Origin of the sequence: Nocardia sp. CA-151230, from assembly GCF_050942175.1 — a bacterium.
Lineage (GTDB): Bacteria > Actinomycetota > Actinomycetes > Mycobacteriales > Mycobacteriaceae > Nocardia.
On record NZ_CP192061.1, the window covers coordinates 471,809 to 497,905 of the forward strand.

Consider the following 26,097-nt stretch of genomic DNA (forward strand, 5'->3'; position numbering starts at 1 on the left):
CGAGGGGGTTCGGGGCGGAGCCCCTGAGAGTCGCGAGAGTTGCCTATCCCACAGTGGGTAGCTCTGGCGAATCGGCGGCGATATTCTCGCTCGAGTAACGTCCGGTACCCGCAAGGCGGGACTGGAACGACTTTCGAGAGGACAAAGTGACCTCGGACAAGGATGTCTGCGGGACCGATCCTGCCCCTGCACGCTTGACGGTGGGAATCGTCTCGGCGGGACGCGTCGGATCCGCGCTGGGTGTGGCACTGGAGCGTGCCGGTCATGTCGTATTCGGGGTGTCCGCGATTTCGGATGCCTCGGTGCGTCGTGCCACCACGCGCCTGCCGGATTCCCGCATCCTGCCCGCCGAGGAGGTGGCCGCCCGCAGTGAGCTGCTGATTCTCGCGGTGCCGGACAGTGAATTGCCGGGTCTGGTCGCGGGTCTTGCGGCCGCGACCGCGGTGCGCGCGGGCACCATCGTGGTGCACACGTCCGGTGCGAACGGGGTCGGCGTGCTGGCGCCGCTGACCGCGCTGGGCACGCTGCCGCTGGCGATTCATCCGGCCATGACGTTCACGGGACACGACGAGGATGTGGCCCGCCTGGCCAATGCCTGCTTCGGCGTGACCGCCGCCGACGACATCGGCTATGCCATCGGGCAGTCGCTGGTGATCGAGATGGGCGGCGAGCCGGTGCGGGTCGCGGAGGAGAACCGCACCCTCTATCACGCGGCTCTCGCACACGGCAGCAACCATCTGGTGACCTTGATCGTGGATGCGGTCGAGGCATTGCGCGCGGCGCTGGCCGGTCCGGGTCTGCTGGGTCAGCAGACGGTGGACGATCAGCCGAACGGCCTGGCCGAGCGGATGCTCGCGCCGCTGGCCTCGGCCGCCCTCGACAATGCCCTGCGCCGCGGCCCGGCCGCGTTGACGGGTCCGGTGGCGCGCGGCGATGTGGCCGCGGTGGCCGCGCATCTGGACGCTCTCGAAGCCCTGAATCCCCGGCTGGCCGCGGGCTATCGCGCCCTGTCGCTGCGTTCGGCTCAGCGCGCCGAGACCAATCCCGCCCTGATCGATCTGCTGGAAGGACCCCGGTCGGGCGGTCAGGCCCGGAGGCGGCAGCGAAGCGTAACCACGGAGGGCCCCGACCGCCCGGAGAAAGGACACTGACGCCCATGGACCCCAAGCTGATTGGCACCTACAAGCGCGGCGAGCTGACCGTGCTGCACGATCCGGCCGTCATGACCAAGGTCGTGAAGGCGCTGCGGTCGGTGGGCCGCCGGGTCGCGCTGGTGCCGACCATGGGCGCGCTGCACGAGGGCCATCTGGAGCTGGTCCGGCTGGCCAAGCTGACCAACACCACCGTCATCGTGTCGATCTTCGTGAACCCGCTGCAGTTCGGCGCGAACGAGGATCTCGACAAGTACCCGCGCACCCTGGACGCGGATGTGGAACTGCTGCGCGGTGAGGGCGTGGAGCTGGTGTTCGCGCCGAGCGCCCAGGACATGTACCCGTTCGGCACCCGCACCACGGTGCAGGCCGGTCCCTACGGCGACATCCTGGAGGGCGCGACCCGCCCGGGCCACTTCTCCGGTGTGCTGACCGTCGTGTCGAAGCTCTTCAATATCTGCCAGCCGCACGAGGCGTTCTTCGGCGAGAAGGACTACCAGCAGCTGGCGCTGATCCGGCAGATGGTCGTCGACCTGAACATGGATGTGAAGGTCGTGCCGGCGGCGACCGTCCGCGAGGCGGACGGTCTGGCCAAGTCCTCCCGCAACCGCTATCTGAGCGCCGAGGAGCGCGAGCTGGCCACCACCCTGTCGGCGGCGCTGCTGGCCGGCCGGCACGCGGCGGGCCGGGGTCCGGAGGCGGTGCTGGAGACCGCGCAGTCGGTGCTGGATCTCACACCGGACGTCCGGGTCGACTATCTGGCCCTGCGGGGTGCGGACTTCTCCGAGCAGTGGCCGACCGGCAATGCCCGGCTGCTGGTCGCGGCCCGGGTCGGCACCACCCGCCTGATCGACAACATGCCCGTCTCCATCGGCAAGCCGCTCGATGGCCACCCCACTGCCCCCGATCAGCCTGCCCAGGCAGCTCTCTAGGAAGGCGACGACGATGTTGCGCACCATGATGACGTCGAAGATCCACCGCGCCACGGTGACTCACGCCGATCTGCACTACGTGGGTTCGGTGACCGTGGACCAGGACCTGCTCGATGCCGCCGACCTGCTCGAGGGCGAGAAGGTCAGCATTGTCGACATCACCAACGGGGCCCGCCTCGAGACCTATGTGATCGCCGGCGAGCGCGGTTCCGGCGTGATCGGAATCAACGGCGCCGCAGCGCATCTCGTGCATCCCGGCGACCTGGTCATCCTCATCGCCTACGGCATGATGGACGAGGCCGAGCTGAAGAGCTACGCCCCGCACGTGGTCTTCGTCGACGAGCGCAATCGCCCGATCGAGCTGGGCACCGATCCGGCGCACGCCCCGGAGGGGTCCGACCTGATCTCGCCGCGTTCGCTCTCGCTGGCCTGAGCGGCGGGCCATGCTGCTGACCATCGATGTCCGCAACACCAGCATCGAGCTGGGCCTGTTCTCCGGCAGCGGAGACCACGCGAAGCTGGTGCGGCACTGGCGGATGCACACCAATCCGCTGCTGACCGCGGACGAATTCGCGCTGCAGGTGCGCGGCCTGATCGGCGCGGACGCCGATCAGGTGGTGGGCGTCGCGGCGCTGTCCACGGTGCCGCCGGTGCTGCGCGAGCTGCGTGAAATGCTGTCCCGGTATTGGGCTCATGCCCCGCACGTGCTGGTGGAACCCGGTGTGCGCACGGGTATTCCGCTGCTGGTCGACAATCCCAAGGAGGTGGGCGCGGATCGCATCGTGAATTGTCTTGCGGCGTATCACCGTTTCCACTCGCCGGCCATCGTGGTGGATTTCGGGACGGCCATCTGTGTGGATCTGGTGTCGGCCAAGGGGGAATTCCTCGGCGGCAGTATCGCGCCCGGTGTGGAGATTTCCACCGAGGCGCTGATCGCCCGCAGTGCGCTGCGCCGCGCGGAGCTGACCCGCCCGCGGTCGGTGGTGGGCAAGAACAGCATGGAGTGCCTGCAGTCGGGCGCCATTTTCGGTTTCGCCGGCCTGGTGGACGGCCTGATCGATCGTATTCGCGATATCGACGCCTTCTCCGGCGACGATGTGGCGGTGGTGGCGACGGGTGCGACCGCGCCGCTGATCGTGCCGGAGTCGGAGACCATCGAGCATCACGAGCCGCATCTGACACTGGACGGCCTGCGCCTGGTCTACGAGCGCAATCAGCAGCGCCGGACCCGGCCCGAGCCGAGCGCCGCCCGGCCCTGAACAGACCGGTGGGAATAAAAGTGACGCAGTCGTCGTCGGGAGCCCCTGGTGATTCCCGGCGAACCGCTGTTAGACTCGCCGACGTGTATTTCCGCGTGAGCACCCAGGAGTGTTGTCGAGGCTGATTCGCCTCGACGGTCGTCGAGGCTTCCTATAGCCCCCGACCACAAACACACTTCTTGGAGTTTCGCTCATGCGTTCCTCTGTTTTCTCCCTCCCTGTCGATACCCGCGCCGCCTCGCCGCTCCTGCCCGAGGTCACCGAGCGGGCCACCGCCTCCGCCCTGCCGACCCGGCTGCGTCCGGCCGATCTGCTGCGCCTCACCGATGAGGGCGCCCAGGACGTGCTGGAGGGCCGCTACGACCACCTGCTGCCGGACGGCGGCCTGTGGCCCACCGAAAACCGCTGGGCCACAAGGCTTGTCGCCGACGACGAGGTGGACATCTGGCTGATCAGCTGGGTCGAGGGCAAATACACCGAACTGCACGACCACGCCGGCTCGCTGGGAGCGCTGACCGTGCTCTCCGGCGCGCTCTCGGAATATCGCTGGAACGGCCGGGACCTGCGCCGCCGCACCCTCACCGCGGGTGATCAGGCCTCCTTCCCGCTCGGCTGGGTGCACGACGTGGTGCGTGCCCCCGAGGCGGAGGCCGGCATCACCGGCCCGCTGAATCCGACTCTGAGCGTGCACGCCTATTCCCCGCCGCTGACGGCCATGTCCTATTACGAGGTCACCGGCCACGGCACCCTGCGGCGCACCCGTTCCGTCCTCACCGACCAGCCCGAAGGCGAACTCGAATGACCCACATGACGATCGACGGCATGCTCGCCCAGGCCCGCGGGCAGCTGCGTCGCCTGCTCCCGATCGAATTGCCGCAGGCCATCGCCCGTGGCGCGATTCTGGTGGATATTCGCCCGCAGGCGCAGCGGATGCGCGAGGGCACCCTGCCGGGCGCGCTGGTGATCGAGCGAAATGTCCTGGAATGGCGTTTGGATCCGTCGAGTTCCGCGCGTCTGGCCATGGCCGAGCACCACGACATGGAATGGATCATCGTCTGCTCGGAGGGATACACCTCGAGCCTGGCCGCCGCCTCCCTGCAACAGCTGGGCCTGCGCCGCGCCACCGACCTCGAGGGCGGATATCAGGCCTTGAAAGCGGCGGGCCTGCTGACCGCCGCGGCCACTGCCCCGCACTTCGAGCGCGAGGTCGCGACCCTCGCCTGGCTGTAGCCGAAGCGGCGGGGAGGCGGCGGAAAAAAGGAATTCCGCCGCACGATAGTCTTGAGACCCGTGAGCACCTCCACTCCTTCTTCTCCCTCGAGCAACCCCGTTCCTGCTGGGCAAAAGCGTGCCGCGGCGGCCCCCGTGGAGCATGACGTTCCCGAGCAGATGCGGATTCGCCGCGAGAAGCGCGAGCGGTTGCTCGAGGAGGGCCGTGAGGCCTATCCGGTGGTGGTGAACCGCACCCATACCCTCGGTGAAATTCGCGCGGCGTACCCGGATCTGGCGGCCGATACCCAGACCGGTCAGACGGTCGGGATTGCGGGGCGCGTCATTTTCGTCCGAAATACCGGCAAACTGTGTTTCGCCACCCTGCAGGAGGGTGACGGCACCAAGCTGCAGGCGATGATCAGCCTCAATGGCGTCGGCGCGGAGTCGTTGGCGGCCTGGAAGTCCGATGTCGACCTGGGCGACTTCGTGTACGTCCACGGCGAGGTGATCGCCTCGCGCACGGGCGAATTGAGTGTGATGGCCGATACGTGGGAGATGGCGGCGAAGTCGCTGCGCCCGCTGCCGGTGGCCCACAAGGAGATGGGCGAGGAGTCGCGCGTCCGCCAGCGCTATGTCGACCTGATCCTGCGCCCGGAGGCCCGTGAGATGGCCCGCACCCGCGTCGCGGCCGTGCGCGCGCTGCGAAATGCGTTGGAGCGCAGAGGTTTCCTCGAGGTCGAGACCCCGATGCTGCAGACCATTCACGGCGGCGCCGCGGCCCGTCCGTTCGCCACGCACTCGAACGCGCTCGATATGGAGCTGTTCCTGCGCATCGCTCCGGAGCTGTTCCTGAAGCGCTGCGTGGTGGGCGGCATCGAGAAGGTCTTCGAGATCAACCGGAACTTCCGCAACGAGGGCGCGGACTCGACCCATTCGCCCGAGTTCGCAATGCTGGAAACCTACGAGGCGTACGGCACCTACGACGATTCCGCCACGATGATGCGGGAATTGATCCAGGAAGTCGCGCAGGAGGTCTACGGCACGCAGGTCGTGACGCTCGCCGACGGCACCGAATACGATCTGTCCGGCGAGTGGGCGACGGTGGAGATGTACCCGTCGCTGTCGGAGTCGATCGGTACCGAGGTCACCCCGGAAACGTCGGTCGAGGAATTGCTGGCACTCGCGGACCGGGTCGGTCTGGAAATTCCGGAGGGCAAGGGCTACGGTCACGGCAAACTGGTCGAGGAACTGTGGGAGCACGTCTACGGCGACAAGCTGTACGCGCCGACTTTCGTACGGGACTTCCCGGTCGAGACATCGCCGCTGACGCGCCAGCATCGGAGCAAGCCCGGGGTTACCGAGAAGTGGGACCTGTACGTGCGCGGCTTCGAACTGGCCACCGGCTATTCCGAACTCGTGGATCCGGTGATCCAGCGGGACCGTTTCATGGATCAGGCTCGTTTGGCCGCGGCCGGTGACGAGGAGGCCATGCGCCTGGACGAGGACTTCCTCACCGCGATGGAGCACGGTATGCCTCCCACAACCGGAACGGGTATGGGTATCGATCGTTTGCTGATGGCCCTGACTGGCCTGGGAATCCGGGAAACGATACTCTTTCCAATTGTGCGTCCGGCAGCCCGATAGTTCTCCGGATTGCATTTCCGGGGCCTGTTCTGGGACTATCGGAATTAGCGGTATTCTGGCGTCGGGTAATCGGCCTGACTATGCGGGTCGCACGATTTCGAGAGGACGTTCATCTCATGGCAAAGAAGGTCACCGTTAGCTTGATCGACGATGTCGACGGTGAGTCCATCGCGGACGAGACCATCGAGTTCGCAATCGATGGCGTCTCGTACGAGATCGACTTGTCGACGGAGAATGCGGCCAAGCTGCGGGAGGGTCTGGACAGTTGGGTTTCGGCCGCTCGGCGCGTGAGTGGCCGGCGTCGTACCAAGGTGGCCGGTGCTCCGGCCGCGGGCCCGAAGAACCGGGTGTCGATCGATCGCGAACAAAGCGCGGCCATTCGCGAATGGGCACGCCGGAATGGTCACAAGGTGTCCGCTCGTGGTCGTATCTCCGCTGACATCACCGAGGCTTACAACAAGGCCGCTGCTAAGAACTAGTTGTCCGACTAGTCGCCGATTCGACTGCCGTCCGGGTGTTTCGTGCGTGCCCGGGCGGCAGTGGTTTTCTTCATACGCTTTGCGTATAACCGGGGGGTCGACTGCGATCTTGCTAGTGCCGGGAAGGCCAGGCACCATTGAAACGTGCGGACGATGTCACTGGCTGGATGTAGAGAAGAGGTATCGGCGCAGTGACCGCTTTCCACGGTTCCTTCCTTCGGGTCAAGGATCAAGAGGGACGTCAGCATGAGCTGATGCTGTCCCCTGACCAGCAGCGAATCACCATCGGGCGATCGCCGCAGGCAGACCTGTCACTTTTCTGGGACGTCGAGGTGTCGCGCCTGCATGCCACCGCCGAGTACCTGGGCGCGCACTGGACCATCGTCGACGACGGCCTGTCCCGCAACGGCACTTTCGTCAACGGGGATCGCCTGGTCGGCCGCCATCGCCTGCAGCCGGGGGACGTCATCCGGATGGGCACCTCGCGGGTCACCTTCCACGACTTCAGCGGCGCCGCAGGCGATGTCACGCAGACCTCCACCGGCGGGCTGCCGACGCTGCGCTCGCTTACCGAAACCCAGCGGTCGGTATTGATCGCGCTCTGCCGGCCGCTCCGGAGCAATGACGGGTTCGCCTCACCCGCCTCCAACCAGCAGATCGCGGCGGAACTCTTCCTCAGCGTCGACGCCATCAAGACCCATCTGCGCGCGTTGTTCGCGAAGTTCGGTGTCGAGGACCTCCCGCAGAACCAGAAGCGGGTCCGCCTCGCCAACCTGGCCATGCAGTCCGGCGTCATCTCCGAACGCGACCTCTGATTCGCCGATCCTGGTACTGCCCGTGCCTGTTGGACCCCCGCGCATGCGTGCGAGCTTCTGAGCCATGGGTTTCCGTGCCCGTCGGCGATTGACTGGATGTAGTTGATCACCCGGGAAGAACACGGGTGGCAGATCCAGTCAGGAGAGAACCATGTTCGCACTTCGCACCGCCGCGCTGGTGGCGGCGACGCTGACCACCGGACTGATCGCCGGGGTGTTCTACGCCTACGCGACCTCGGTGATGACGGCCCTGGGCCAGTCCGACGACCGCACCTTCATCGATGTCATGCAGAAGATCAACGTGGTCATCATCAATCCGTGGTTCATGCTCGGATTCATGGGCACGGTCGGCTTCACCGTGCTGGCCGCGGCCCTGCACCTGGGCAAGGACAACCGCACCACGCTGAGCTGGATCGGGGTCGCGCTGGCCCTCAATCTGATCGCCTTCTGCGTCACCTCGGGCCTGAACGTGCCGCTCAACAATCAGCTGGCCAATGCCGGTGACGTCGGGCAGATCCCGGATCTGGCGGCGGTGCGCTCGCAGTTCGAAAGCTCGTGGGTGGCTTGGAATATCGTCCGCGCGGTGCTCCACACGCTGGCGTTCCTGGTGCTGACGGGCGCGCTGTTCGTGGCCGGCGTCCAGCACGCCAAGGCGAGCGCGGCCGCCGCGGTCACCACCGTCGCGCCCACCGCGCAGCCGGGTTTCCCGCAGGCTCCGGGTGCCTACCCGGCTCCGGCGGCGTGGTCCGCTCCGGGCCGGCAGGCGTTGCCGTCCCAGTCCGGTTTCGCTTCCGGTCAGCAGTAATTCCTTCCGATTCCGGCAATGGCCGGGACCTCCGGTGCGGCCTCACACGCCGCCTGCGGGCCCCGGCCATCGCCGTTTTCCTGTACTGAAACCGGTTTCAGAACTTACCCGTCAGTAATCCATCCCTCATGCCCGGTTCCTGGCTACGTTGGCGGAACGCGTTCTAATTTGGGAGGGAACATGCGAAGGATGCCCATGCGCGGAACGCCGGGATCACTGCTGATCATGGCGTTTCTGGCGGTCCTGTGGATCGGTGCGAGCGGTACCGCCCGAGCGGAATATCCGGTCACTTTCAATTTCTTCGCGGGCATCCCGAACGAACTCACCAATCCCGGTGGCTCACTACCCGGGGCCAATGACTGGTCCTGCAAACCCAGTGTGGCGCACCCGGATCCGGTGGTCCTGATCCACGGCACCGCGGGCGGTGCGCAGACCAACTGGGGCACCTACGCGCCGCTGCTCGCCAATCAGGGCTACTGCGTATTCGCGCTGACCTACGGCGCCCTCGACGTGCCGTGGCCGCTGTCCGCGCTGGGCGGGATGAAGCCGATCCCCGAAAGTGCCGCTCAGCTCGGCGCTTTCGTGAGCCGCGTACTCTCCGCGACCGGTGCGGCGCAGGTCGACTTCGTCGCTCACTCGCAGGGCAATACGGTCGGCAACTACTTCATCAAGCGGCTCGGCGGCGCCGGTGAGGTCAACCGCTTCGTGGCCATCGCCCCCCCGTGGCTGGGCATCTTCGGCGACCAGATGAACGTGGTGCGGGCCTTCGGGCGGCAGCTCGGCGCGAGCGCCGACCAGGTGGACAACCTGGCCGCGGCGGGCGTCGTCTGCCAGGCATGCCCGGAGATGCTCGGCAATTCCTCGTTCATGAATGCCCTGAACGCCGACGGCGTCTACGACCCGTCGGTCACCTACACCAACCTGGCCTCCAACTTCGACGAGGCGGTGTGGCCCTCTATCGCGCTGGTGTCGGGTCCCAATGTCACCAATGCTCTGATGCAGGACGGTTGCCCTGTCGACTTCTCCGATCACATGGCCATCGCCGGCAGTCACCGTGCGGCCATGATGACCCTCAACGCCCTCGACCCGGCGCACCTCCAGCCGGTGTCATGCGAGTTCGTCCCACTCATCACAGGCGACTGACCGGCTTGCATCTCATGTAACGCGTTCTAATGCGGGAGGGGGGCATGAGACGGATGCGCATGGCACCTACGGCGACAACATGAACGTCGTCCGGGCTTTCGGTGCGCAGCTGGGTACGGGCGTCGCCGACGTGGGCCGCCATCGGCATGGGTGTCTGCCGGCCCTGCGCGCAGGTGGTCGGCGGCGACCCCTTCATGACCGCCCTGGATGCCGACCACCTCGCCATCGTGGGCAGCCGCCGTGCGGCCATGGTCGCCCTCAACGCTCTGGATCCGGAGCATCCCCGTCCGGTTCCGTGCGAGTTCGTTCCGCCGTTCACGGGATAGGGGATTCGTGGATTCGCGCGACTGACCGACTTGTTCGCTGTGGGCGTAGCGCGGATGGAAACGGTCCGCGCAACTGCCCCGTTATGACTGAATGAGTCGTACTGTCGCCGGTTCGCAATAGGGTGGACGGACGACGTGCGTGACCCCCGGCAACTAGAGTGGAGGCGGGGGATGCAACCCCAGGGCTTCATGGCAGGCTGGCGACCAGAAGGGCAGCACAGGGTCTGAAGCGCCGGATGCCAGTGATGGCGGAGCAGGAGAGTGAGGGAGCGATGTTCGAGAGGTTCACCGACCGCGCGCGGCGGGTCGTTGTCCTGGCCCAAGAAGAGGCCCGGATGCTCAACCACAACTACATCGGCACCGAGCACATCCTGCTGGGCCTGATCCACGAGGGCGAGGGCGTCGCGGCGAAGTCGCTGGAGTCCCTTGGCATCTCGCTGGAGGGTGTGCGTTCGCAGGTCGAGGAGATCATCGGCCAGGGCCAGCAGGCCCCGTCCGGTCACATTCCGTTCACCCCGCGCGCCAAGAAGGTGCTGGAGCTGTCGCTGCGCGAGGCGCTGCAGCTCGGCCACAACTACATCGGCACCGAGCACATTCTGCTCGGTCTGATCCGCGAGGGTGAGGGCGTCGCGGCGCAGGTGCTGGTCAAGCTGGGCGCGGACCTGAACCGGGTGCGCCAGCAGGTCATCCAGCTGCTGTCGGGTTACCAGGGCAAGGAGCCGGTCGAGGGTTCCGGTTCGCGCGGCGAGCAGGGCACCCCGTCCACCTCGCTGGTGCTGGACCAGTTCGGCCGCAACCTGACCCAGGCCGCCCTCGAGGGCAAGCTCGACCCGGTCATCGGCCGCTCGAAGGAAATCGAGCGCGTGATGCAGGTGCTGAGCCGCCGTACCAAGAACAACCCGGTCCTGATCGGTGAGCCCGGCGTCGGTAAAACCGCCGTCGTGGAGGGTCTCGCCCAGGCCATCGTCAACGGCGAGGTGCCGGAGACACTCAAGGACAAGCAGCTGTACACCCTCGACCTGGGTTCCCTGGTCGCGGGCAGCCGCTACCGCGGTGATTTCGAGGAGCGCCTGAAGAAGGTGCTCAAGGAGATCAACACCCGCGGCGACATCATCCTGTTCATCGACGAGCTGCACACCCTGGTGGGTGCGGGCGCGGCCGAGGGCGCGATCGACGCGGCCTCGATCCTGAAGCCCAAGCTGGCTCGCGGTGAGCTGCAGACCATCGGCGCCACCACCCTCGACGAGTACCGCAAGTACATCGAGAAGGACGCCGCCCTGGAGCGCCGGTTCCAGCCGGTCCAGGTGGGCGAGCCGACGGTCGAGCACACCATCAACATCCTCAAGGGTCTGCGCGACCGCTACGAGGCACACCACCGGGTTTCGATCACCGATGGCGCTCTCGTCGCTGCCGCCACCCTCGCGGACCGCTACATCAACGACCGCTTCCTGCCGGACAAGGCGATCGACCTCATCGACGAGGCCGGTGCGCGCATGCGCATCCGCCGGATGACCGCGCCGCCGGACCTGCGCGAGTTCGACGACAAGATCGCCGAGGCGCGCCGGGAGAAGGAGTCCGCGATCGACGCGCAGGACTTCGAGAAGGCCGCGCGCCTGCGCGACAAGGAGAAGCAGCTCGTCGCCAAGCGGGCCGAGCGCGAAAAGCAGTGGCGCTCAGGCGATCTGGACGTCGTGGCCGAGGTCGACGACGAGCAGATCGCGGAGGTGCTGGCCAACTGGACCGGTATCCCGGTGTTCAAGCTCACCGAGGAGGAGACCACCCGTCTGCTCCGCATGGAGGACGAGCTGCACAAGCGGATCATCGGCCAGGAGGACGCGGTCAAGGCCGTGTCCAAGGCCATCCGCCGCACCCGCGCCGGTCTGAAGGACCCGAAGCGTCCGTCGGGCTCGTTCATCTTCGCCGGTCCGTCCGGTGTCGGTAAGACCGAGCTGTCGAAGGCGCTGGCGAACTTCCTGTTCGGCGAGGACGACGCGCTCATCCAGATCGACATGGGCGAGTTCCACGACCGCTTCACCGCCTCGCGCCTGTTCGGTGCCCCTCCGGGCTACGTGGGCTACGAGGAGGGCGGCCAGCTCACCGAGAAGGTGCGCCGCAAGCCGTTCTCGGTGGTGCTGTTCGACGAGATCGAGAAGGCGCACCAGGAGATCTACAACACCCTGTTGCAGGTCCTCGAGGACGGCCGCCTGACCGATGGTCAGGGTCGCACGGTCGACTTCAAGAACACGGTGCTGATCTTCACCTCGAACCTCGGTACCTCGGACATCTCGAAGGCCGTGGGTCTGGGCTTCGCGCAGTCGAACAACGAGGGCTCGAACTACGAGCGGATGAAGCTCAAGGTCAACGATGAGCTGAAGAAGCACTTCCGGCCCGAGTTCCTCAACCGTATCGACGACGTGATCGTGTTCCACCAGCTCACTCAGGACCAGATCATCCAGATGGTCGACCTGATGATCGGCCGCGTCGCCAACCAGCTGAAGAACAAGGACATGGAGATCGAGCTGACCGAACAGGCCAAGAGCCTGCTGGCCAAGCGCGGTTTCGACCCGGTCCTGGGCGCCCGCCCGCTGCGTCGCACCATTCAGCGCGAGATCGAGGACCAGCTGTCGGAGAAGATCCTCTTCGGCGAACTGGGCGCCGGTCAGATCGTGGTGGTGGACGTCGAGGGCTGGGATGGCGAAGGCCAGGGCGAGAACGCCAAGTTCACCTTCACGCCGAAGGCCAAGCTGACCAAGAAGTCGGACTCCGGCGCCGAGGACAAGCCGGTCGCCGCCCTCGCGGGTGAGGCTCCGGCCTCCGCCTCGGGCGAGTAAAGGCTCAGCCTCGGGTCGAATAGGCTCAGCGACAACGAAAGCCCCGTTCTCCTTCGGGAGGGCGGGGCTTTTCGTTTGCCCGGGCGAGAAATTCGGTGGCGGCGCGATCCTGGTATCACCCATGCTCGGATAGCTGTCCGGAGGGACCGGGCGCGGAAAGGGCGACAGCATGCTCTCCGAGACACAGATCGAGGACTTCATCACCGAGGGATTCGTGAAGGTCGAGGGCGCCTTCTCCGCCGAGACGGCCGCCGCGGGCCGCGAGATCCTCTGGCGCGCAACCGGTTGCGACCCGGAGGATCCGTCGACCTGGACCCAGCCGGTCATCCGGCTGTGGGACCACGCCCAGGAGCCCTTCGCGCGGGCGGTCACTGCACCGCCGCTGCTCACCGCCTTCGATCAACTGGTCGGTCCGGGCCGCTGGTTCCCCCGGAAAACCCTGGGCAGCTGGCCGATTCGATTCCCCAGCCCGGAGCCCCCGGGCGACGACGGCTGGCACGTCGACGTGAGCTTTCCCGGCGACGCCGCGCCCGACGACTACCTGAGCTGGCGCCTGAACATCCACTCCAAGGGCCGCGCCCTGCTGATGTTGTTCCTGTTCTCCGATGTCGGCGTCGATGACGCCCCGACGCGTATCCGGGTCGGCTCGCACCTGCGGCTGGCGCCGGTGCTGGAGCCGCTCGGCGAGGCGGGCACCACCATGTTCGACCTCCACGAGTTCTACACCGCCACGGCCGATCTCCCCGAGGCCGTCGCGACCGGACGGGCCGGCGATGTCTACCTCTGCCATCCCTTCCTGGTGCACGCCGCCCAGCCCAATCGCGTCGGCCGCCCGAAGTTCATGGCCCAGCCGCCGCTGCTGCTGCGCGAGCCGTGCGTGCTGGACCGCCCGGACGGCGCGTATTCGGCAGTGGAACGGGCCATTCGGCGCGGGCTGGCGCTCGGGGCCGCGCACTGACTACGCGCCGAGGCGTAGCCGGGATGTGGTCTCCGGACGGATGTTTCGCGCCGCCGCCGGGCGGAGGGTGGAGTCATGGAACTCGGATTGCATCTGACGAACTTCGCCCTGGACACCCCTTCGGAACGGATCGGATCGCGGCTGGCGGAGGTGGTCCGCACGGCCGAGGACAGTGGTTTCTCGGTCATCGCCGTGGGTGACCATCTCTGGCAGAGCCCATGGCTGGGCCGTGTGGAACAGAATGCGCTGGAGGCGTATTCGACGCTGTCGTTCATCGCCGCGCACACGTCGCGGGTGGAGCTGACCGCACTGGTGTCCGGGGTGCACTATCGGCATCCGGCCATGCTCGGGAAGCTGGTCACCACCTTGGACGTGCTGTCCGGCGGCCGGGCCTGGCTGGGGATCGGTGCGGGCACCTCCACAGGGGATGTGGAGGGTTACGGCCTGCCGTTCCCGCCGCTGCGCGACCGCTACGAGATGCTGGAGGAGACGCTGCGGATCTGCCGGGCCATGTGGACCGGGGAGCGGGGCGGTGCGGAACCAGTGCCCGGCAAGCATTTTCACGTGGAGCGCCCGCTGAACGCCCCGCAGGCGGTGCGGAATTCGCGGGGCGGCACTCATCCGCCCGTGCTCATCGGCGGGGACGGGGAGCGGCGCACCCTGCCGCTGGTGGCGCGCTACGCGGATGTGGCGAGCCTGCGGCCCGGCCCGGACCTGCCGGCCAAGATCGCGCTGCTGGACCGGCTGTGCGCGGAGATCGGCCGCGATCCGCGCGAGATTCGCAAGAGCTGTGCCTTCGCTTTCGATCCGGGCCCGGGCGGAGGCGGCGTCGGCCAGGTGCTGGGGCAGCTGAAGTGGCTGGCGGACATGGGGATCGACCTCGTCATCGGCCGGGTGGCGGGTGTCGACGACCTGGAGCCGTTGCGGGTGCTGGGCCGCGAGGTGATCCCGGCGGTCGCCGAGTTCGGCGCTACTGCCAGCCCGGTCGGACCAGACCGGATTCATAGGCCATGACGACGAGCTGGGTGCGGTCGCGCGCACCCAGTTTCACCAGGATCCGGCTGACATGGGTGCGGGCGGTGGCGGGGCTCATGTAGAGGCGATCGGCGATCTCGGCATTGGTGAGGCCCTCGGCGACCAGGGTCATGACCTCGCGTTCGCGGTCGGTGAGTTCGGAGAACTCCGCCGCGGGCGCGGGTTTGGCGTGTGCGGCGAATTCGGCGACCAGGCGCCGGGTGACGCTGGGGGAGAGCAGCGCGTCACCGCCTGCGACCACTCGCACGGCCTTGACCAGGTCGGCGGGTTCGGTGTGTTTGACGAGGAAGCCGGTGGCGCCGGAACGCATGGCTTCGAAGACGTATTCGTCGAGTTCGAAGGTGGTCAGGACGACGACCTTCACCGCGGCGAGGACCGGATCGGACGCGATGGCGCGGGTGGCGGCGAGGCCGTCCAGGACCGGCATGCGGATGTCCATCAGTACGACATCGGGCACGAATTCGCGGGCCAGGTCGAGGGCCTGCGCGCCGGTGTCGGCCTCGCCCACCACCTCGATGTCCTCCTGCGCGCCGAGCAGCGCCACGAAGCCCGCGCGCACGAGCGCCTGATCATCGGCGATCACCACCCGGATGGGCATGGAACGTCCTCCAATTCGTCACTCACACAACCGGTTCGGATCGGGCCAGGTGGGTGGGCAGTCGGGCCTTCACCCGGAATCCGCCGTCCGCCTTGGGTTCCGCGGACAGTTGCCCGCCCAGGGCGTGGGCGCGTTCGGTCATGCCGGTGATGCCGTGGCCGCCGGTCGGCGACTGCGGCGCGGGCTGCCGGGTGGGCCGGGTGTTGTCGATGGTGAGTTGTAGCCGCTCGGCCGCGTAGTGCACGGTGACGAGGACGCTCGCACCGGGCGCGTGCCGGACCACATTGGTGAGCGACTCCTGCACGATCCGGGCGGCGGCCACGTCGACCACGGCCGGCAGCCGTCGCGGCCCACCGGTCACCATGGTGTGTACCTCCAGCCCGGCGGCGCGGGCCGGTCCGGTGAGCTTGTCGAGGTCGGTGATGCCGATGGTGGGTGCGGTCGGCGCGGTCACGGTGGCGGTGCCGCCGCGAATGGAGCGCAGCAGCGCGTTCACCTCGCCCAGCGCGTCCTTGCTGGCGGATTTGATGGCGGCCAGCGCAGTGGCGGCCTGTTCGGGCTTGCGGTCGAGCAGTTCCAGCGCGACCGAGGACTGCACATTGATCAGGGACAGGCTGTGCGCGAGCACGTCGTGCAGTTCGCGGGCGATGGCCAGGCGCTCCTCGGTGACCCGCTGTTCCCGCTCGGCCGATTCCAGTGCGCGCTGGGCCTGTTCGCGTTCGCGCTCGGCCTCTTCCTCACGGCGGGCCGCCTCGCCGCGCTGGCGCCGCGCGATGACCGCGGCGCGCCGCTGCCGGATGCCCTCGGCCGCTGCGGCGAGTACGAAAAGCCAGGCGAGCAAACCGAATTCCTGCCAGGCGCCGGTGTGGTACCCGCGCCAGCCGGGCACCGGCCACACCATGAGCAGGTAGCCCGCGGCCACGAACGGGTAGGTGTACCAACGGGATCCGAGGACAGCGGCGGTCAGGAAGGCGACGATGAGCGAGACGAAGATCGGCCCGTAACCGTAACCGAGCAGTAGGTACGCGACCGCCACGGCCAGTGTCGCGTAGAACACTTCCAGTGGCCGGCGCCGGCGCAGTACCAGCAGTGCCGGACCGGCGATGAGCAGCGCATATCCGTATGAATCGAGCTGGCGCACCCCGGTCTGATGATGATTGGCCAGGGTCCCGAAGCCGAGTTGTATCGCCCCCACCGCCAGCGCCGGGAGCACGTCGCGCCGCCCGAGCCTTCCCCCGCGTGTGTCCATAGCTGCACCGTAGCGCCGTCTGCGGGCAGCGGCAGTGTGTCGCGGCCAAATACGTCCAGATACGTACGCCGGATCGCGCGTCGCGACGGATTTTTTCCCGTCCGAGGCGGCGGATCGTTGAGCCCATGAACGAAGTGATCGTTGTCACCGATCGGCTGACCAAGCGTTACGGCTCCCACACCGCCGTGGACGCGGTGAGCATGAGTGTCCGCCGCGGTGAGATCTACGGTTTCCTGGGTCCCAATGGCGCGGGCAAGACCACCACGCTGCGCATGCTGGTCGGTCTCATCCGTCCGTCGTCCGGCGGCGCGACCGTGCTCGGCCGGCAGCCCGGCGACCCCGAAACCCTGCGCCGCACGGGCGTTCTCATCGAGGGCCCCGGCTTCTACCCCTACCTGTCGGGCCGGGACAATCTGCGCGTCCTGGCCCGTTACCGGGGTGTCGGCGACGACGCGGTCGCCGATGCCCTGGACCGGGTGGCCCTCAGCGCCCGCGGCAAGGACCGGTTCCGCACCTATTCGCTCGGCATGAAGCAGCGCCTCGGTGTCGCGGCCACCCTGCTGGGCCACCCCGACCTGCTGATTCTCGACGAACCCACCAATGGCCTGGATCCGGCGGGCATGGCCGAGATGCGGGAGCTCATCACCGGACTCGCCGCCGACGGGCACACCGTCGTGCTGTCCAGCCACCTGCTCAGCGAGGTGCAGGAGATCTGTGATCGCGTCGGCGTCATCTCCGGCGGGCGACTGCTGGTCGAGTCGACGGTACGCGAATTGCGTGGCACCGCCTCGCTTCTGGTGCGCGCGGAGCCGCTGGAGGTGGCCTTCCCGGCGGTGCGCGCGGTGGTGGGGCAGCGGTCGGCGCTGATGACCGCCAACGGTATTCGCGTCGACGCCGGGGCCGCGAACGCCCCCGTGGTGGCGCGCGCGGTCATCGAGGCGGGGGCGGAGCTGCTCGAGCTGCGCACCGACGAAAAGTCCTTGGAAGAAGTCTTTTTCGAGATGACGGAGACGGCGAAATGACCGACCTACTGGCCAGCACCCGGGCCGAACTGCTGCGGCTGCGCAAGTGGCCCGCCTTCTGGATCGTGCTCGGCACCTGGATCCTGTTGAATCTCACCTTCGTCTACCTGTTCAACTACCTGGCCTACACCACCGGCAGCACCACCCGGATGTCCAATGGCCTGCCGCGTGAGCTGCTCCTGCAGCAGATGCTGCCCGCGGCCGTACCGGAGGTGTTCACGCAGGGCATGGCCATGTTCGGCGGGGCGCTCATGCTGGTGCTGGGCGCGCTCGCGGTGGGCGGCGGCTACGGCTGGGGCAGCTGGAAAACCGCACTCACACAGGGACCTTCGCGGGTGCACGTGATCGGCGCGGTGGTGCTGAGCCTGGCGGTGACGGTGGTCGCGCTGGTGCTGGCCGCCTTCGTGATCGATACCGGCGTGGCCGCGCTCATCGCCGGCACCCGGGGCCAGTCCCTGGCGCTGCCCTCGGCGGGCCGGATGCTGCTCGGAATCGCTTCCGGCACCGCCATTCTGGGCATGTGGACGCTGGCCGGCGCGCTGATCGGGGCGGTCGCCCGGGGTCCCGCGCTGGCGGTGGGCCTGGGCCTGGTGTGGGTGCTGGTGGTGGAGAACCTGCTGCGCGGCGTCGCGGCGATCTTCGCGCCCATCCGGGCCGTCACCGACCATCTTCCCGGCACGGCGGCCGGCTCGCTGGCGGGTTCCCTGCGCACGGTGGGCGGCCCGGCCACCCCCGGTGTCCTGGATGTGCTGGGCCGTGGCGAGTCCCTGCTGGTGCTGGCCGCGTACGTCGTCGTCTTCGCGGGCGGAACGATCTGGCTGATCCGACGCCGTGACATGGTGTGAGACAGGCGAATACCGCGCGATGCGGCCGTTCACCCACCCGGTGAGCGGTCGTGGCGTCGTGTCAGCCCGCCGGATCCAGGACGCCGTGTGCGAGTTTCGCCAGGCCCGCGGCGATCTGCCCGGATCCGAGCCCGCGTTCACGCTGATGCCGGTACACCTCGGCGGCGAGCGGTGCGAGCAGCGGGTCCACGAGTGAATCGGGTTCGGACACACCGGCCTCGGTGAGCAGCGCCCGCACGTGCACCGCCCAGAACTGGTAGGCCCCGGTGCGGAAACGCGCACCGCCGGTCTCCGCACCGAGGACGAGATGGGCGTGGGTGTCCAGCAATTCGACCATCGCGGCGTAGAACGCGGCCAGTCGTTCGGCGGGCGGCGCGCCCGGCCCGAGCGGTGGCTCGCCGCGCAGCAGCTGCTCCTGGAGTGCCCGCTCATGCTCGTCGAGCAGCGCGACGGCGATGGATCCCACGTCCGGATAGCGCCGGTACAGCGTCCCCCGCCCGACTCCGGCCGCCTTGGCGATGTCGTCCATGGTGACCGTGCGCGGGTCGCGCCCGGCGAACAGTTCCGCGGCGGCGGCCAGCACCTTGGCCCGATTGCGGGCGGCGTCGGCGCGCTCGGCGGGCGCGGGCCGGTCGTTGAGCAGCGGGAGGCCGGGGGTGTTCATGCAGCTCACTGTAGCCCTCGGGAAATAACTGGACAATCCGTCCGGTTTGGGCCTACTGTCGGAGAAGTAAACGGACACAACGTCCATTTGATGGGAGCTTCGATCATGACCGCCCTGCTGCACCTCGACGCCAGCGCCCGCCGCACCTCGGTCAGCCGTGAGCTGAGCGCCGCCTTCGCCACCGCCTGGCGCGCCGAACACCCCGGCGCCGCCTACGTCCACCGTGACCTGGCCGCCGAACCGATCCCGTTCATCGGCGAGGGCTGGACCGAACTGTGCGATCGGGTGCTGGCCCACGGTCGCACCGACCTCGACCGCCTGGCCGAGCTGGTGGATTCCCCTGCGCAGCAGCGGGCCTGGGAGATCGTCGAGCCACTGCTGGCCGAGGTCCGCGCCGCCGATGTCGTGCTGATCGGCACGCCGATGTACAACTACTCGATTCCGGCGAGCCTCAAGGCGTGGCTGGATCAGATCACCTTCCCGCGAATGTCGCTGGCCCCCACCCGATTCGTGGTCGTCACCGCGCGTGGAGGTGCGTACTCGCCGGGCGCGCCGAAGGCGGTCTACGACTATCAGGAGCGCTACCTCCGCGACTTCTTCTCGGGCCATTTCGCCGTCGACGACACGGTTTTCGTCAATGCCGAACTGGTGAACTCGCGCCGGGACCCGGCGCTGGCCCATCTGCGCGACGAGCACGACGCCTCGTACGCCGCCGCGCTCGCCACGGCCCGCACCCTGGGCAAGGAGTACTGAAATGAACTGGCTCGTCCTGGGTTTGGCCGGCATGGTGGAAATCGCGTGGTCGCAATCCATCAAGCCGACCCAGAATTTCACCAAGCCGCTGCCCACCCTGCTGTGCTTCGTGCTCGCGGCGGTCGCGGTGTACCTGCTGTCCTACGCCCTGCAGTCGCTGCCGGTGGGCACCGCGTACGCCATCTTCACCGGCATCGGCGCGGTGGGCGCGATCGGGCTGGGCATCGTGGTGCAGAAGGACCCGGTGAGCGCGGGCCGGGTGCTGGCGCTGTCCATGATCATCGGCGGCATCGTGCTGGCTCGGGTCACCAATCCCGGGTGAGCGCGGGCCGGGGCGGTATCGTCGCGCCCCATGGACGTTGCGCCCCTGCGGCCACCCGACCTAGCCGCGCGACCGTTCTTCCTGGTCGCGGAACGCATCATGGCCGCCTCGCCCGCCGAGCTCTACCGCCAGTGCACCCAGCAGTTCGGACTCTGGTTCGCCGACCCGGGGTCGATCCTCATGCGCCCGGCGGTGAACCAGCCGTTCTTCTTCACCGCGGGCGGCGGCCACCCGCACTACGGCAGATTCCTGCGCCTGGAACCCGACCGGCTGGTCGAACTGACCTGGGTCACCGACGGCACCCAGGGCACGGAAACCGTGGTCACCCTGGAGCTTTCGGCGCACGGCGCGGGCACCGCGGTGCTCCTCACCCACGCCGGCTTCCCGAACGCCGCCACTCGAGACCGGCACGAGCAATCCTGGCCAAATGTGTTGCAGCAGTGGGACCGGCGGAGCGCTGCCGCGGTATAGAGTCTGCAAGCGTCCGGCAAGTCCATCACCGGATGAACCTCACCCGAAGGTTCGCGGCCCGTCTCGATTCTGGACTGAGTCGAGCGGGGAGCGAAGCGGAGGAGCGGAGGGAGGGAAGAATCGAGACCTCCAGGGCCGCGAACCCGCCCGCAGCGAAGCGGAGGGCAATCAGACACCGAAAGGACAGTGATGCCTACACGTAGCGCGCGTACCGCCTGGTCCGGCGGCCTGCAGGACGGTTCCGGTCAGGTCGAGCTGGTCAGCTCGGGCGTCGGCAAATACGACGTCTCGTTCCCGAAGCGCACCGCAGACGAGGCCGACGGCACCACCAGCCCCGAAGAGCTCATCGCGGCCGCGCACTCCTCCTGCTACGCCATGGCGCTGTCGGCTCAGATCGGCAATGCCGGCGGCACCCCGCAGAGCCTGGACATCACCGCCGACGTGACCCTGGGCCCGGACCCGGCCGGCGGCTTCCGTATCTCGAAGATCAAGCTGACCCTGGTCGGCAAGGCGTCGGGCATCGACGAGGCCGGCTTCCTGGCCGCCGCCGAGGCCGCCAAGGCGGGCTGCCCGGTGTCCAAGGCACTGGCGGGCGTCGACACCATCGAGCTGGATGCCACCTTCGAGGCGTAACTCGCGAGTTCCCGGCTGACGCTGTCGTCAGCCGGGAACCTCTGCGGCCGGGGCCTTACGAAACCGCCGGCTCCCGAACGCGATCCGCGTATTCGGTGAGCGCGGCGAAGGCCAGGCCGAGGGTCAGCCACAGCGTGCCGGTCTCGGCCAGCGAGGTGGCCCGGAACTGCCACAGCAGGGTCGCCGGGAAGTCCGACGGCACCTCGTTGATACCCGGCAGCGCGATATAGCCGATCGCCGCCACCAGCACGAACGCCGCCGCGGCACCGATCAGGCGCACCGAGTCCAGCTGCTTCCGCAGTACCCTGTAGACGTAGACACCCGCACCCACGGCCGCGAAGCCCAGCAGCACGGACGCGAACCACAGCCAGGTGCGCTCATTGATGGTGTCCGGCTGACCCACCGCGGGCGGGTTGGCCGGGTACTTGAAGAACGGCACCGCCACGATGGCCAGCCAGCCGCCGCCCGCAAGGGCCAGGCCCAGCCGCGGTCCCGACAAACTGGTGAAACGCCGCGCGACATTCGCGGCCGTGGCGAGAATGGCTCCGACGGCCAGCCCGAACAGTCCGAGCGCCAGGAACTGACCTGCCTTCTGCCCGGTCCGGCTCACCAGCGGCTGTTCCTCGTCCCCGTGCGAATGCCCGGAGCCCTCGGCCTGCTCGTGCGCGTGTCCGTCGCCGGAAGTCTCGGCCTTGGAATGGGATTCCTCGATGCTGATCGCCGTGTCGATCTTGGGCTCACCGACGAAATAACCGACGGTGGCCGCGAGCAGGCCGGCGATCACGCCGGCCAGCAAGCCACGCAGCAGGAGCGTAGTGAGAGAACCCTGAAGTGATCGGGATTCGCTCAGTGACACGGGACGCCCAGCAGGTGCCGTCCGTCATGCATGAGCTCGTGCATGTACATACCGGTGCGCGAAATGGCACCCTGATCGAATCCGACCAGGTACAGCGTGAGCAGTGCGAGCAGAACGACGCCCGCGGAGACGAGCAACGCGGTGAGCGCGTCGCCGCCCCGGCTGGGGTTGTGGACGATGGCCATTCGAGTCCTCCTGGGGGATTTCGCGTCCCCGTCGAAACGGATACGACGGTGCCGGTGTCTGGCTCTCCCAGCGCCCGCCGGACTCGGCTGGTGCTCGGTATTACAGTGGCGCGACCGCCCCGGAATCACACCGGGTTACGCGTCACCGTCGCTTATTGCACTTCGAAGAGTGACATCCCCGTTGGCCCTGCGTCAACACGTGCCCGGCCGCGTTGATCAGGCGTTCTTGCCCGGCACATCCAGGACGACTTCGAACTCCAGCAGCGACGCGCCGGTGGAGACCGGCTTGCGTGCCTCGCCCGCGTGCGCCTCGCGTGCCGGGCCGTCCCGCCACGCCGCGAAGGACTCCTCCGAATCCCACTGCGTGACAACGAAATACCGGTTGTCACCGGAAACCGGGCGGAGCAGCTGGAAACCCAGGAAACCCGGCGAGTTCTCCACCGCGTGCGCGCGGTGCGCGAAGCGCTTCTCCAGTTCGGGGCCCGCGCCCTCGGGAACCTCGATTGCGTTGATCTTGACGACTGCCATGGGTGCGAATGTACTCCGCGCCCGCGCCGTATCGTTCGAGGCGATAACCAACTCGGAACACATGGTCGAGGCGATGTTGTACGACGAAGGCGGCGCCGGCGCGCCCATCCTGCTGCTGCACGGACTGATGGGCAGCGCCCGGACCTGGCGGGCCCAGCTGCCCTGGCTGCGCGAATTCGGGCACGTGTACACGTTCGATGCCGCCGGGCACGGGCGTCCCGCGCCCGCCGAGCTCACCACCGAGGCGTTCGTGGCCGATCTGGCCGCGGCGACCTCGGACATCGCCGAACCCATGGTGGTGATCGGGCATTCGATGGGCGGACTGCACGCGTGGATGTTCACCGCGGCGCATCCGGAGCGGGTGCGCGCACTGGTGGTCGAGGACATGGCGCCGGACTTCCAGGGACGCACCGCGGAGAACTGGGCGGCCGTGATTTCGGCTTGGCCGCAACCGTTTCCGGACGAGCGGGCCGTGCTGGAATTCTTCGGCCCGGTCGCGGGACGCTACTTCCTCGACTCGTTCCGGCAGGGCGCCGACGGCTACCGCCTGCACGGTGAGGTCCCGACCTTCCGGGACATCTCCGAGGAGTGGGGTACGCGCGATTTCTGGGCGCAATGGAAATCCGTCACCGTCCCGGCCCTGCTGATCGAGGGCGAGCACACCATCACCCCGCCGGGGCAGATGCGCGAGATGGCCGCGCTCCACCCGGATGCCCGTCACGTCGTCATCCCCGACGCCGGCCACCTCGTCCACGACGATCAACCCGCCGCCTACCGGGCCGAGGTCGAGGATTTCCTGCGTCGCGTCCTCGTTTGATGGCGGGCGCCTGCAGTCGAGTGAGGTGGTCGTCGTATGCTCGGCTCGACCACGACTCCTGACGGATGGTGACCAAAGATGATCGACTTCTCGATTCCCGCCGACCTTGCTGCCGAACGTGATCGGGTTCGCCAGTTCGTCATCGACAAGATCGTGCCCTTCGAGCGTGATCCGCGCCTGACCGCGCACGGTCCCGACGACGAGCTGCGGCAGGAGCTGGTCGAGCTGGCCCGCGCCGAGAAGCTGCTCACCATCCAGGCCCCGGTGGAGCTGGGCGGGCGTGGCCTGACCCACATCGAGCAGGCCGTGCTGTACGAGGCGGCCGGCTGGTCCACCCTCGGCCCCGTCGCCATGAACTGCGCCGCGCCCGACGAGGGCAATATGTTCCTGCTCTCCAAGATCGCGAATCCGGAACAGACACAACGCTTCCTGCAGCCGGTGATCGACGGCCACCAGCGCAGCGTCTTCGCCATGACCGAGCCGGGCGGCGCCGGCTCCGACCCCAACCAGCTCGCCACCGAGGCCACCTTCGACGGCGACAACTTCACCATCAACGGCCGCAAGTGGCTGATCACCGGCGCCGACGGCGCCAAGACGTGGATCATCATGGCGCGCTTGGCCGCCAACCCGCACCTGCCGGAGGGACCCACCCTGTTCCTCTGCGAGGGCGACGCGCCCGGGATCGTGATCGAACGCGTCATGAACACCATGGACCGCAACTACGTCGGCGGCCACGCGGTGGTGCGCTTCGACAACCTGGTGCTGCCCAGGGAATCCGTGCTCGGCGAGACCGGTCAGGCGCTGCGCTACGCCCAGTTGCGGCTGGCCCCGGCTCGCCTCACCCACTGCATGCGCTGGCTGGGCGCGGCCGAGCGGGCACAGGCCATCGCCGTCGACTACGCCAAGACCCGCACCGCATTCGGCAAGCCCATCGGCGAGCACCAGGGTGTGTCGTTCATGTTGGCGGACAACGAGATTGCGCTGCACCAGTGCCGGCTCACCATCTGGCACGCGTGCTGGCTGATGGACCAGGGCCACAAGGCCCGCCACGAATCCTCCATCGCCAAGTCCTACGTCTCCGAGGAGCTGTTCAAGGTCACCGACCGCTGCGTCCAGGTGCTCGGCGGCATCGGCATCTCCGACGAGACCGTGGTCGAGATGATCTTCCGCGACATGCGCGCCTTCCGGCTCTACGACGGCCCCACCGAGGTGCACAAGTACGCCATCGGGCGGCAGATCCTGCGGGGATGAAACCGCTCTCCGACGGGTAGTACGACCAGCTCGCAGGCCATACCGCCACGAACCCCGCCTGTTGTGAAGCGCAGGGCATAATCTTCCAGCATGAGTTCGGAATTGCACGTGGACGTTTCCGGCGGCATCGCCGTGCTCACGCTCAATCGGCCCGCCCAGCAGAACGCACTGACCCCGGCCATGGCGTCGGAGCTCGGGGCGTCGCTGCGCCGCTGCGACGAAGACGACGCCATCGGCGCGGTCGTCATCACCGGGACCCCACCCGCGTTCTGCGCGGGCGCGGACCTGTCGCTGAAGGTCGGCGAGGTCAACGGCCTCATCGATCCGCCACCGTTCCGGATCCGGAAACCGGTCATCGCGGCGGTGAACGGGCACGCGGTGGGCATCGGCCTGGAGATCGCGCTGCAGTGCGACCTGCGCTATGTCGCCCGCGATGCGGTGTACGCGCTCAACCAGGTTCGCCGCGGCGCGCTCGCCGACGGGTTCGCGCACTGGACCCTGCCCCGGCTGATCGGCAGCGCCCGCGCCGCCGACCTGCTGCTCACCGGCCGCACCTTCGACGGCGACGAGGCCTACAACCTGGGCATCGCCAACGCGTGCCTGCACGCCGCCGAGGTCCTGCCCACCGCCCTCGAGGTGGCCCACGACATTGCCCACGGTTCGGCCCCGCTCCCGGTGGCCCTGTCCAAGCGCCTGCTGTGGGAGGCCCCCACCATGCCCCCGGAAACCGTGGGCCGCTTGGAAACCGAGCTCAACGACTACGTCGCCAAGAGCACCGATGGCGGCGAGGGCGTCGCGGCCCTCAAGGACCGCCGCCCGCCCAAGTGGACCGGCAGCGTCAGCGGCGAATGGCCCGCCTGGGATGCCGTGACGGGTGGCGAGCATCGGCCCGGTCTCGACTGATCAAGCCGTTCGGCTGAGCCTGATCGGGGCCGTTGGGCTAGGCCCGCCCGCTGATGGCTATCAGCAGGAAGATGCAGCCGAAGACCACCATCAGGCAGGTCCCGAGGACGCCGAGGACATAGCCCACCAGGACCTGTACCCGGCCACCGAAGCGGCCCTCGCCCGCCTCGATCTCGTTCAGTGCGCGCCGTCCGAGCGCCCAGGCGATGGGACCCAGCGCGCCGCAACAGAACACGCTGAGCGCACCCAGCAGTAGGACGGCCGTCGCATGCTCGTGCTCGACAGGGGATCCGAGGGGCGGCTGATCGAAGACCACCGCCCGAGTTTACGGGCGGAAGCCCCGTGGCGGCAGGCTGACGCGCGGTGTTCGCTTGCGCCACTTAGTTATCGAGGCTCGAGAGCCCCGGCAA

At 68.0% G+C, this 26,097-nt stretch carries 31 protein-coding genes; 24 read left to right on the forward strand and 7 right to left on the reverse strand.

The annotated features are described in order from the left end of the window. Window positions 1-146: 146 nt before the first annotated feature. The 15 genes from ACQP1O_RS02070 to ACQP1O_RS02140 all read left to right on the forward strand — a co-directional run bounded on the left by ACQP1O_RS02070 (window position 147) and on the right by ACQP1O_RS02140 (window position 14,569). Complete coding sequence (locus ACQP1O_RS02070) at window positions 147-1,151, forward strand: Rossmann-like and DUF2520 domain-containing protein (protein ID WP_433564238.1); 1,005 nt, start codon at window positions 147-149, stop codon at window positions 1,149-1,151. Between the two features lie 5 nt (window positions 1,152-1,156). Beyond that, window positions 1,157-2,083, forward strand: a complete 927-nt coding sequence (gene panC / locus ACQP1O_RS02075; RefSeq protein WP_433564239.1) for a pantoate--beta-alanine ligase — start codon at window positions 1,157-1,159, stop codon at window positions 2,081-2,083. A gap of 13 nt (window positions 2,084-2,096) precedes the next feature. Beyond that, window positions 2,097-2,516 carry an aspartate 1-decarboxylase gene (gene panD, locus ACQP1O_RS02080; protein ID WP_433564240.1) on the forward strand — a complete coding sequence of 140 codons (420 nt, stop codon included), beginning with the start codon at window positions 2,097-2,099 and terminating at the stop codon, window positions 2,514-2,516. 10 nt (window positions 2,517-2,526) lie between these two features. Further along, the gene (locus ACQP1O_RS02085) at window positions 2,527-3,342 is read left to right on the forward strand and encodes a type III pantothenate kinase (RefSeq protein WP_433564241.1); all 816 of its coding nucleotides are present in this window, start codon (window positions 2,527-2,529) and stop codon (window positions 3,340-3,342) included. Window positions 3,343-3,535: 193 nt separating this feature from the next. After that, the gene (locus ACQP1O_RS02090) at window positions 3,536-4,144 is read left to right on the forward strand and encodes a cysteine dioxygenase (protein ID WP_433564242.1); all 609 of its coding nucleotides are present in this window, start codon (window positions 3,536-3,538) and stop codon (window positions 4,142-4,144) included. Window positions 4,145-4,149: 5 nt separating this feature from the next. Continuing rightward, window positions 4,150-4,572, forward strand: coding sequence for a rhodanese-like domain-containing protein (locus tag ACQP1O_RS02095; protein ID WP_433567554.1), 423 nt, complete (start codon window positions 4,150-4,152; stop codon window positions 4,570-4,572). 159 nt (window positions 4,573-4,731) lie between these two features. Next, window positions 4,732-6,198 (forward strand): lysine--tRNA ligase, encoded by a 1,467-nt coding sequence (gene lysS, locus ACQP1O_RS02100; RefSeq protein WP_433567555.1) that lies wholly within the window; start codon window positions 4,732-4,734, stop codon window positions 6,196-6,198. Window positions 6,199-6,314: 116 nt separating this feature from the next. Beyond that, window positions 6,315-6,677, forward strand: a complete 363-nt coding sequence (locus ACQP1O_RS02105; RefSeq protein WP_354831422.1) for a histone-like nucleoid-structuring protein Lsr2 — start codon at window positions 6,315-6,317, stop codon at window positions 6,675-6,677. 254 nt (window positions 6,678-6,931) lie between these two features. Next, on the forward strand, window positions 6,932-7,492 hold the full coding sequence (locus ACQP1O_RS02110; RefSeq protein WP_433564243.1) for an FHA domain-containing protein: 561 nt from the start codon (window positions 6,932-6,934) through the stop codon (window positions 7,490-7,492). A gap of 151 nt (window positions 7,493-7,643) precedes the next feature. Next, the gene (locus ACQP1O_RS02115; RefSeq protein WP_433564244.1) at window positions 7,644-8,297 is read left to right on the forward strand and encodes a DUF1772 domain-containing protein; all 654 of its coding nucleotides are present in this window, start codon (window positions 7,644-7,646) and stop codon (window positions 8,295-8,297) included. Window positions 8,298-8,486: 189 nt separating this feature from the next. Next, the gene (locus tag ACQP1O_RS02120; RefSeq protein WP_433564245.1) at window positions 8,487-9,440 is read left to right on the forward strand and encodes an esterase/lipase family protein; all 954 of its coding nucleotides are present in this window, start codon (window positions 8,487-8,489) and stop codon (window positions 9,438-9,440) included. Window positions 9,441-9,541: 101 nt separating this feature from the next. Beyond that, window positions 9,542-9,766, forward strand: a complete 225-nt coding sequence (locus tag ACQP1O_RS02125; RefSeq protein ID WP_433564246.1) for a hypothetical protein — start codon at window positions 9,542-9,544, stop codon at window positions 9,764-9,766. A 272-nt stretch (window positions 9,767-10,038) separates the two neighbouring features. Continuing rightward, on the forward strand, window positions 10,039-12,597 hold the full coding sequence (locus ACQP1O_RS02130; protein ID WP_433564247.1) for an ATP-dependent Clp protease ATP-binding subunit: 2,559 nt from the start codon (window positions 10,039-10,041) through the stop codon (window positions 12,595-12,597). A 169-nt stretch (window positions 12,598-12,766) separates the two neighbouring features. Beyond that, on the forward strand, window positions 12,767-13,555 hold the full coding sequence (locus tag ACQP1O_RS02135; protein ID WP_433564248.1) for a phytanoyl-CoA dioxygenase family protein: 789 nt from the start codon (window positions 12,767-12,769) through the stop codon (window positions 13,553-13,555). Between the two features lie 75 nt (window positions 13,556-13,630). Next, complete coding sequence (locus ACQP1O_RS02140; RefSeq protein WP_433564249.1) at window positions 13,631-14,569, forward strand: LLM class flavin-dependent oxidoreductase; 939 nt, start codon at window positions 13,631-13,633, stop codon at window positions 14,567-14,569. Here ACQP1O_RS02140 and ACQP1O_RS02145 read toward each other — a convergent pair. Both ACQP1O_RS02145 and ACQP1O_RS02150 read right to left on the reverse strand, forming a co-directional pair. Beyond that, window positions 14,526-15,188, reverse strand: coding sequence for a response regulator (locus ACQP1O_RS02145; protein ID WP_433564250.1), 663 nt, complete (start codon window positions 15,186-15,188; stop codon window positions 14,526-14,528). The genes ACQP1O_RS02140 and ACQP1O_RS02145 overlap by 44 nt on opposite strands. 22 nt (window positions 15,189-15,210) lie before the next feature. Continuing rightward, window positions 15,211-16,437: a sensor histidine kinase gene (locus ACQP1O_RS02150; protein ID WP_433564251.1), complete on the reverse strand. Its 1,227-nt coding sequence runs from the start codon at window positions 16,435-16,437 to the stop codon at window positions 15,211-15,213. Window positions 16,438-16,562: 125 nt separating this feature from the next. Here ACQP1O_RS02150 and ACQP1O_RS02155 point away from each other — a divergent pair, with 125 nt between their 5' ends. Both ACQP1O_RS02155 and ACQP1O_RS02160 read left to right on the forward strand, forming a co-directional pair. Then, complete coding sequence (locus ACQP1O_RS02155) at window positions 16,563-17,459, forward strand: ABC transporter ATP-binding protein (RefSeq protein ID WP_433564252.1); 897 nt, start codon at window positions 16,563-16,565, stop codon at window positions 17,457-17,459. Then, window positions 17,456-18,304, forward strand: a complete 849-nt coding sequence (locus ACQP1O_RS02160) for an ABC transporter permease (protein ID WP_433564253.1) — start codon at window positions 17,456-17,458, stop codon at window positions 18,302-18,304. The genes ACQP1O_RS02155 and ACQP1O_RS02160 overlap by 4 nt, the downstream gene beginning before the upstream one ends. Window positions 18,305-18,365: 61 nt before the next feature. On the opposite strand, the gene ACQP1O_RS02165 is transcribed toward ACQP1O_RS02160, so the two are convergent. After that, on the reverse strand, window positions 18,366-18,968 hold the full coding sequence (locus tag ACQP1O_RS02165; protein WP_433564254.1) for a TetR/AcrR family transcriptional regulator: 603 nt from the start codon (window positions 18,966-18,968) through the stop codon (window positions 18,366-18,368). A 90-nt stretch (window positions 18,969-19,058) separates the two neighbouring features. Between ACQP1O_RS02165 and ACQP1O_RS02170 the strand changes: the two genes are divergently transcribed. The 4 genes from ACQP1O_RS02170 to ACQP1O_RS02185 all read left to right on the forward strand — a co-directional run bounded on the left by ACQP1O_RS02170 (window position 19,059) and on the right by ACQP1O_RS02185 (window position 21,147). Continuing rightward, window positions 19,059-19,721 carry an FMN-dependent NADH-azoreductase gene (locus ACQP1O_RS02170; RefSeq protein ID WP_433564255.1) on the forward strand — a complete coding sequence of 221 codons (663 nt, stop codon included), beginning with the start codon at window positions 19,059-19,061 and terminating at the stop codon, window positions 19,719-19,721. Between the two features lies 1 nt (window position 19,722). Continuing rightward, window positions 19,723-20,043 (forward strand): DMT family transporter, encoded by a 321-nt coding sequence (locus ACQP1O_RS02175; RefSeq protein ID WP_433564256.1) that lies wholly within the window; start codon window positions 19,723-19,725, stop codon window positions 20,041-20,043. A gap of 30 nt (window positions 20,044-20,073) precedes the next feature. After that, the gene (locus ACQP1O_RS02180) at window positions 20,074-20,514 is read left to right on the forward strand and encodes an SRPBCC family protein (RefSeq protein WP_433564257.1); all 441 of its coding nucleotides are present in this window, start codon (window positions 20,074-20,076) and stop codon (window positions 20,512-20,514) included. Between the two features lie 189 nt (window positions 20,515-20,703). Continuing rightward, the gene (locus tag ACQP1O_RS02185) at window positions 20,704-21,147 is read left to right on the forward strand and encodes an OsmC family peroxiredoxin (protein WP_433564258.1); all 444 of its coding nucleotides are present in this window, start codon (window positions 20,704-20,706) and stop codon (window positions 21,145-21,147) included. 55 nt (window positions 21,148-21,202) lie between these two features. Here ACQP1O_RS02185 and ACQP1O_RS02190 read toward each other — a convergent pair whose 3' ends face one another. The 3 genes from ACQP1O_RS02190 to mhuD all read right to left on the reverse strand — a co-directional run bounded on the left by ACQP1O_RS02190 (window position 21,203) and on the right by mhuD (window position 22,716). Further along, the gene (locus ACQP1O_RS02190) at window positions 21,203-21,997 is read right to left on the reverse strand and encodes a CbtA family protein (protein ID WP_433567556.1); all 795 of its coding nucleotides are present in this window, start codon (window positions 21,995-21,997) and stop codon (window positions 21,203-21,205) included. Next, window positions 21,994-22,188 carry a CbtB domain-containing protein gene (locus tag ACQP1O_RS02195; RefSeq protein ID WP_040854304.1) on the reverse strand — a complete coding sequence of 65 codons (195 nt, stop codon included), beginning with the start codon at window positions 22,186-22,188 and terminating at the stop codon, window positions 21,994-21,996. The genes ACQP1O_RS02190 and ACQP1O_RS02195 overlap by 4 nt, the downstream gene beginning before the upstream one ends. 216 nt (window positions 22,189-22,404) lie before the next feature. Beyond that, the gene (gene mhuD / locus ACQP1O_RS02200; RefSeq protein WP_364606466.1) at window positions 22,405-22,716 is read right to left on the reverse strand and encodes a mycobilin-forming heme oxygenase MhuD; all 312 of its coding nucleotides are present in this window, start codon (window positions 22,714-22,716) and stop codon (window positions 22,405-22,407) included. A 73-nt stretch (window positions 22,717-22,789) separates the two neighbouring features. Between mhuD and ACQP1O_RS02205 the strand changes: the two genes are divergently transcribed. The 3 genes from ACQP1O_RS02205 to ACQP1O_RS02215 all read left to right on the forward strand — a co-directional run bounded on the left by ACQP1O_RS02205 (window position 22,790) and on the right by ACQP1O_RS02215 (window position 25,687). Beyond that, window positions 22,790-23,533 carry an alpha/beta fold hydrolase gene (locus ACQP1O_RS02205; protein WP_433564259.1) on the forward strand — a complete coding sequence of 248 codons (744 nt, stop codon included), beginning with the start codon at window positions 22,790-22,792 and terminating at the stop codon, window positions 23,531-23,533. Between the two features lie 78 nt (window positions 23,534-23,611). Beyond that, the gene (locus ACQP1O_RS02210; protein ID WP_433564260.1) at window positions 23,612-24,784 is read left to right on the forward strand and encodes an acyl-CoA dehydrogenase family protein; all 1,173 of its coding nucleotides are present in this window, start codon (window positions 23,612-23,614) and stop codon (window positions 24,782-24,784) included. A 90-nt stretch (window positions 24,785-24,874) separates the two neighbouring features. Beyond that, entirely contained in the window at window positions 24,875-25,687 is an 813-nt protein-coding gene (locus tag ACQP1O_RS02215) for an enoyl-CoA hydratase/isomerase family protein (protein ID WP_433564261.1), read from the forward strand. 37 nt (window positions 25,688-25,724) lie between these two features. On the opposite strand, the gene ACQP1O_RS02220 is transcribed toward ACQP1O_RS02215, so the two are convergent. After that, on the reverse strand, window positions 25,725-26,003 hold the full coding sequence (locus tag ACQP1O_RS02220) for a DUF4190 domain-containing protein (protein ID WP_433564262.1): 279 nt from the start codon (window positions 26,001-26,003) through the stop codon (window positions 25,725-25,727). Between the last annotated feature and the right edge of the window lie 94 nt (window positions 26,004-26,097).

Coding starts and splice junctions, on each gene's coding strand:
- panC (WP_433564239.1), top strand. CDS start 1,157: ATGGACCCCAAGCTGATTGGCACCTACAAGCGCGGCGAGCTGACCGTG.
- panD (WP_433564240.1), top strand. CDS start 2,097: ATGTTGCGCACCATGATGACGTCGAAGATCCACCGCGCCACGGTGACT.
- ACQP1O_RS02085 (WP_433564241.1), top strand. CDS start 2,527: ATGCTGCTGACCATCGATGTCCGCAACACCAGCATCGAGCTGGGCCTG.
- ACQP1O_RS02090 (WP_433564242.1), top strand. CDS start 3,536: ATGCGTTCCTCTGTTTTCTCCCTCCCTGTCGATACCCGCGCCGCCTCG.
- ACQP1O_RS02095 (WP_433567554.1), top strand. CDS start 4,150: ATGACGATCGACGGCATGCTCGCCCAGGCCCGCGGGCAGCTGCGTCGC.
- lysS (WP_433567555.1), top strand. CDS start 4,732: ATGCGGATTCGCCGCGAGAAGCGCGAGCGGTTGCTCGAGGAGGGCCGT.
- ACQP1O_RS02105 (WP_354831422.1), top strand. CDS start 6,315: ATGGCAAAGAAGGTCACCGTTAGCTTGATCGACGATGTCGACGGTGAG.
- ACQP1O_RS02110 (WP_433564243.1), top strand. CDS start 6,932: ATGCTGTCCCCTGACCAGCAGCGAATCACCATCGGGCGATCGCCGCAG.
- ACQP1O_RS02115 (WP_433564244.1), top strand. CDS start 7,644: ATGTTCGCACTTCGCACCGCCGCGCTGGTGGCGGCGACGCTGACCACC.
- ACQP1O_RS02120 (WP_433564245.1), top strand. CDS start 8,487: ATGCCCATGCGCGGAACGCCGGGATCACTGCTGATCATGGCGTTTCTG.
- ACQP1O_RS02130 (WP_433564247.1), top strand. CDS start 10,039: ATGTTCGAGAGGTTCACCGACCGCGCGCGGCGGGTCGTTGTCCTGGCC.
- ACQP1O_RS02135 (WP_433564248.1), top strand. CDS start 12,767: ATGCTCTCCGAGACACAGATCGAGGACTTCATCACCGAGGGATTCGTG.
- ACQP1O_RS02140 (WP_433564249.1), top strand. CDS start 13,631: ATGGAACTCGGATTGCATCTGACGAACTTCGCCCTGGACACCCCTTCG.
- ACQP1O_RS02145 (WP_433564250.1), bottom strand. CDS start 15,188: ATGCCCATCCGGGTGGTGATCGCCGATGATCAGGCGCTCGTGCGCGCG.
- ACQP1O_RS02150 (WP_433564251.1), bottom strand. CDS start 16,437: ATGGACACACGCGGGGGAAGGCTCGGGCGGCGCGACGTGCTCCCGGCG.
- ACQP1O_RS02155 (WP_433564252.1), top strand. CDS start 16,563: ATGAACGAAGTGATCGTTGTCACCGATCGGCTGACCAAGCGTTACGGC.
- ACQP1O_RS02160 (WP_433564253.1), top strand. CDS start 17,456: ATGACCGACCTACTGGCCAGCACCCGGGCCGAACTGCTGCGGCTGCGC.
- ACQP1O_RS02165 (WP_433564254.1), bottom strand. CDS start 18,968: ATGAACACCCCCGGCCTCCCGCTGCTCAACGACCGGCCCGCGCCCGCC.
- ACQP1O_RS02170 (WP_433564255.1), top strand. CDS start 19,059: ATGGGAGCTTCGATCATGACCGCCCTGCTGCACCTCGACGCCAGCGCC.
- ACQP1O_RS02175 (WP_433564256.1), top strand. CDS start 19,723: ATGAACTGGCTCGTCCTGGGTTTGGCCGGCATGGTGGAAATCGCGTGG.
- ACQP1O_RS02180 (WP_433564257.1), top strand. CDS start 20,074: ATGGACGTTGCGCCCCTGCGGCCACCCGACCTAGCCGCGCGACCGTTC.
- ACQP1O_RS02185 (WP_433564258.1), top strand. CDS start 20,704: ATGCCTACACGTAGCGCGCGTACCGCCTGGTCCGGCGGCCTGCAGGAC.
- ACQP1O_RS02195 (WP_040854304.1), bottom strand. CDS start 22,188: ATGGCCATCGTCCACAACCCCAGCCGGGGCGGCGACGCGCTCACCGCG.
- mhuD (WP_364606466.1), bottom strand. CDS start 22,716: ATGGCAGTCGTCAAGATCAACGCAATCGAGGTTCCCGAGGGCGCGGGC.
- ACQP1O_RS02205 (WP_433564259.1), top strand. CDS start 22,790: ATGTTGTACGACGAAGGCGGCGCCGGCGCGCCCATCCTGCTGCTGCAC.
- ACQP1O_RS02210 (WP_433564260.1), top strand. CDS start 23,612: ATGATCGACTTCTCGATTCCCGCCGACCTTGCTGCCGAACGTGATCGG.
- ACQP1O_RS02215 (WP_433564261.1), top strand. CDS start 24,875: ATGAGTTCGGAATTGCACGTGGACGTTTCCGGCGGCATCGCCGTGCTC.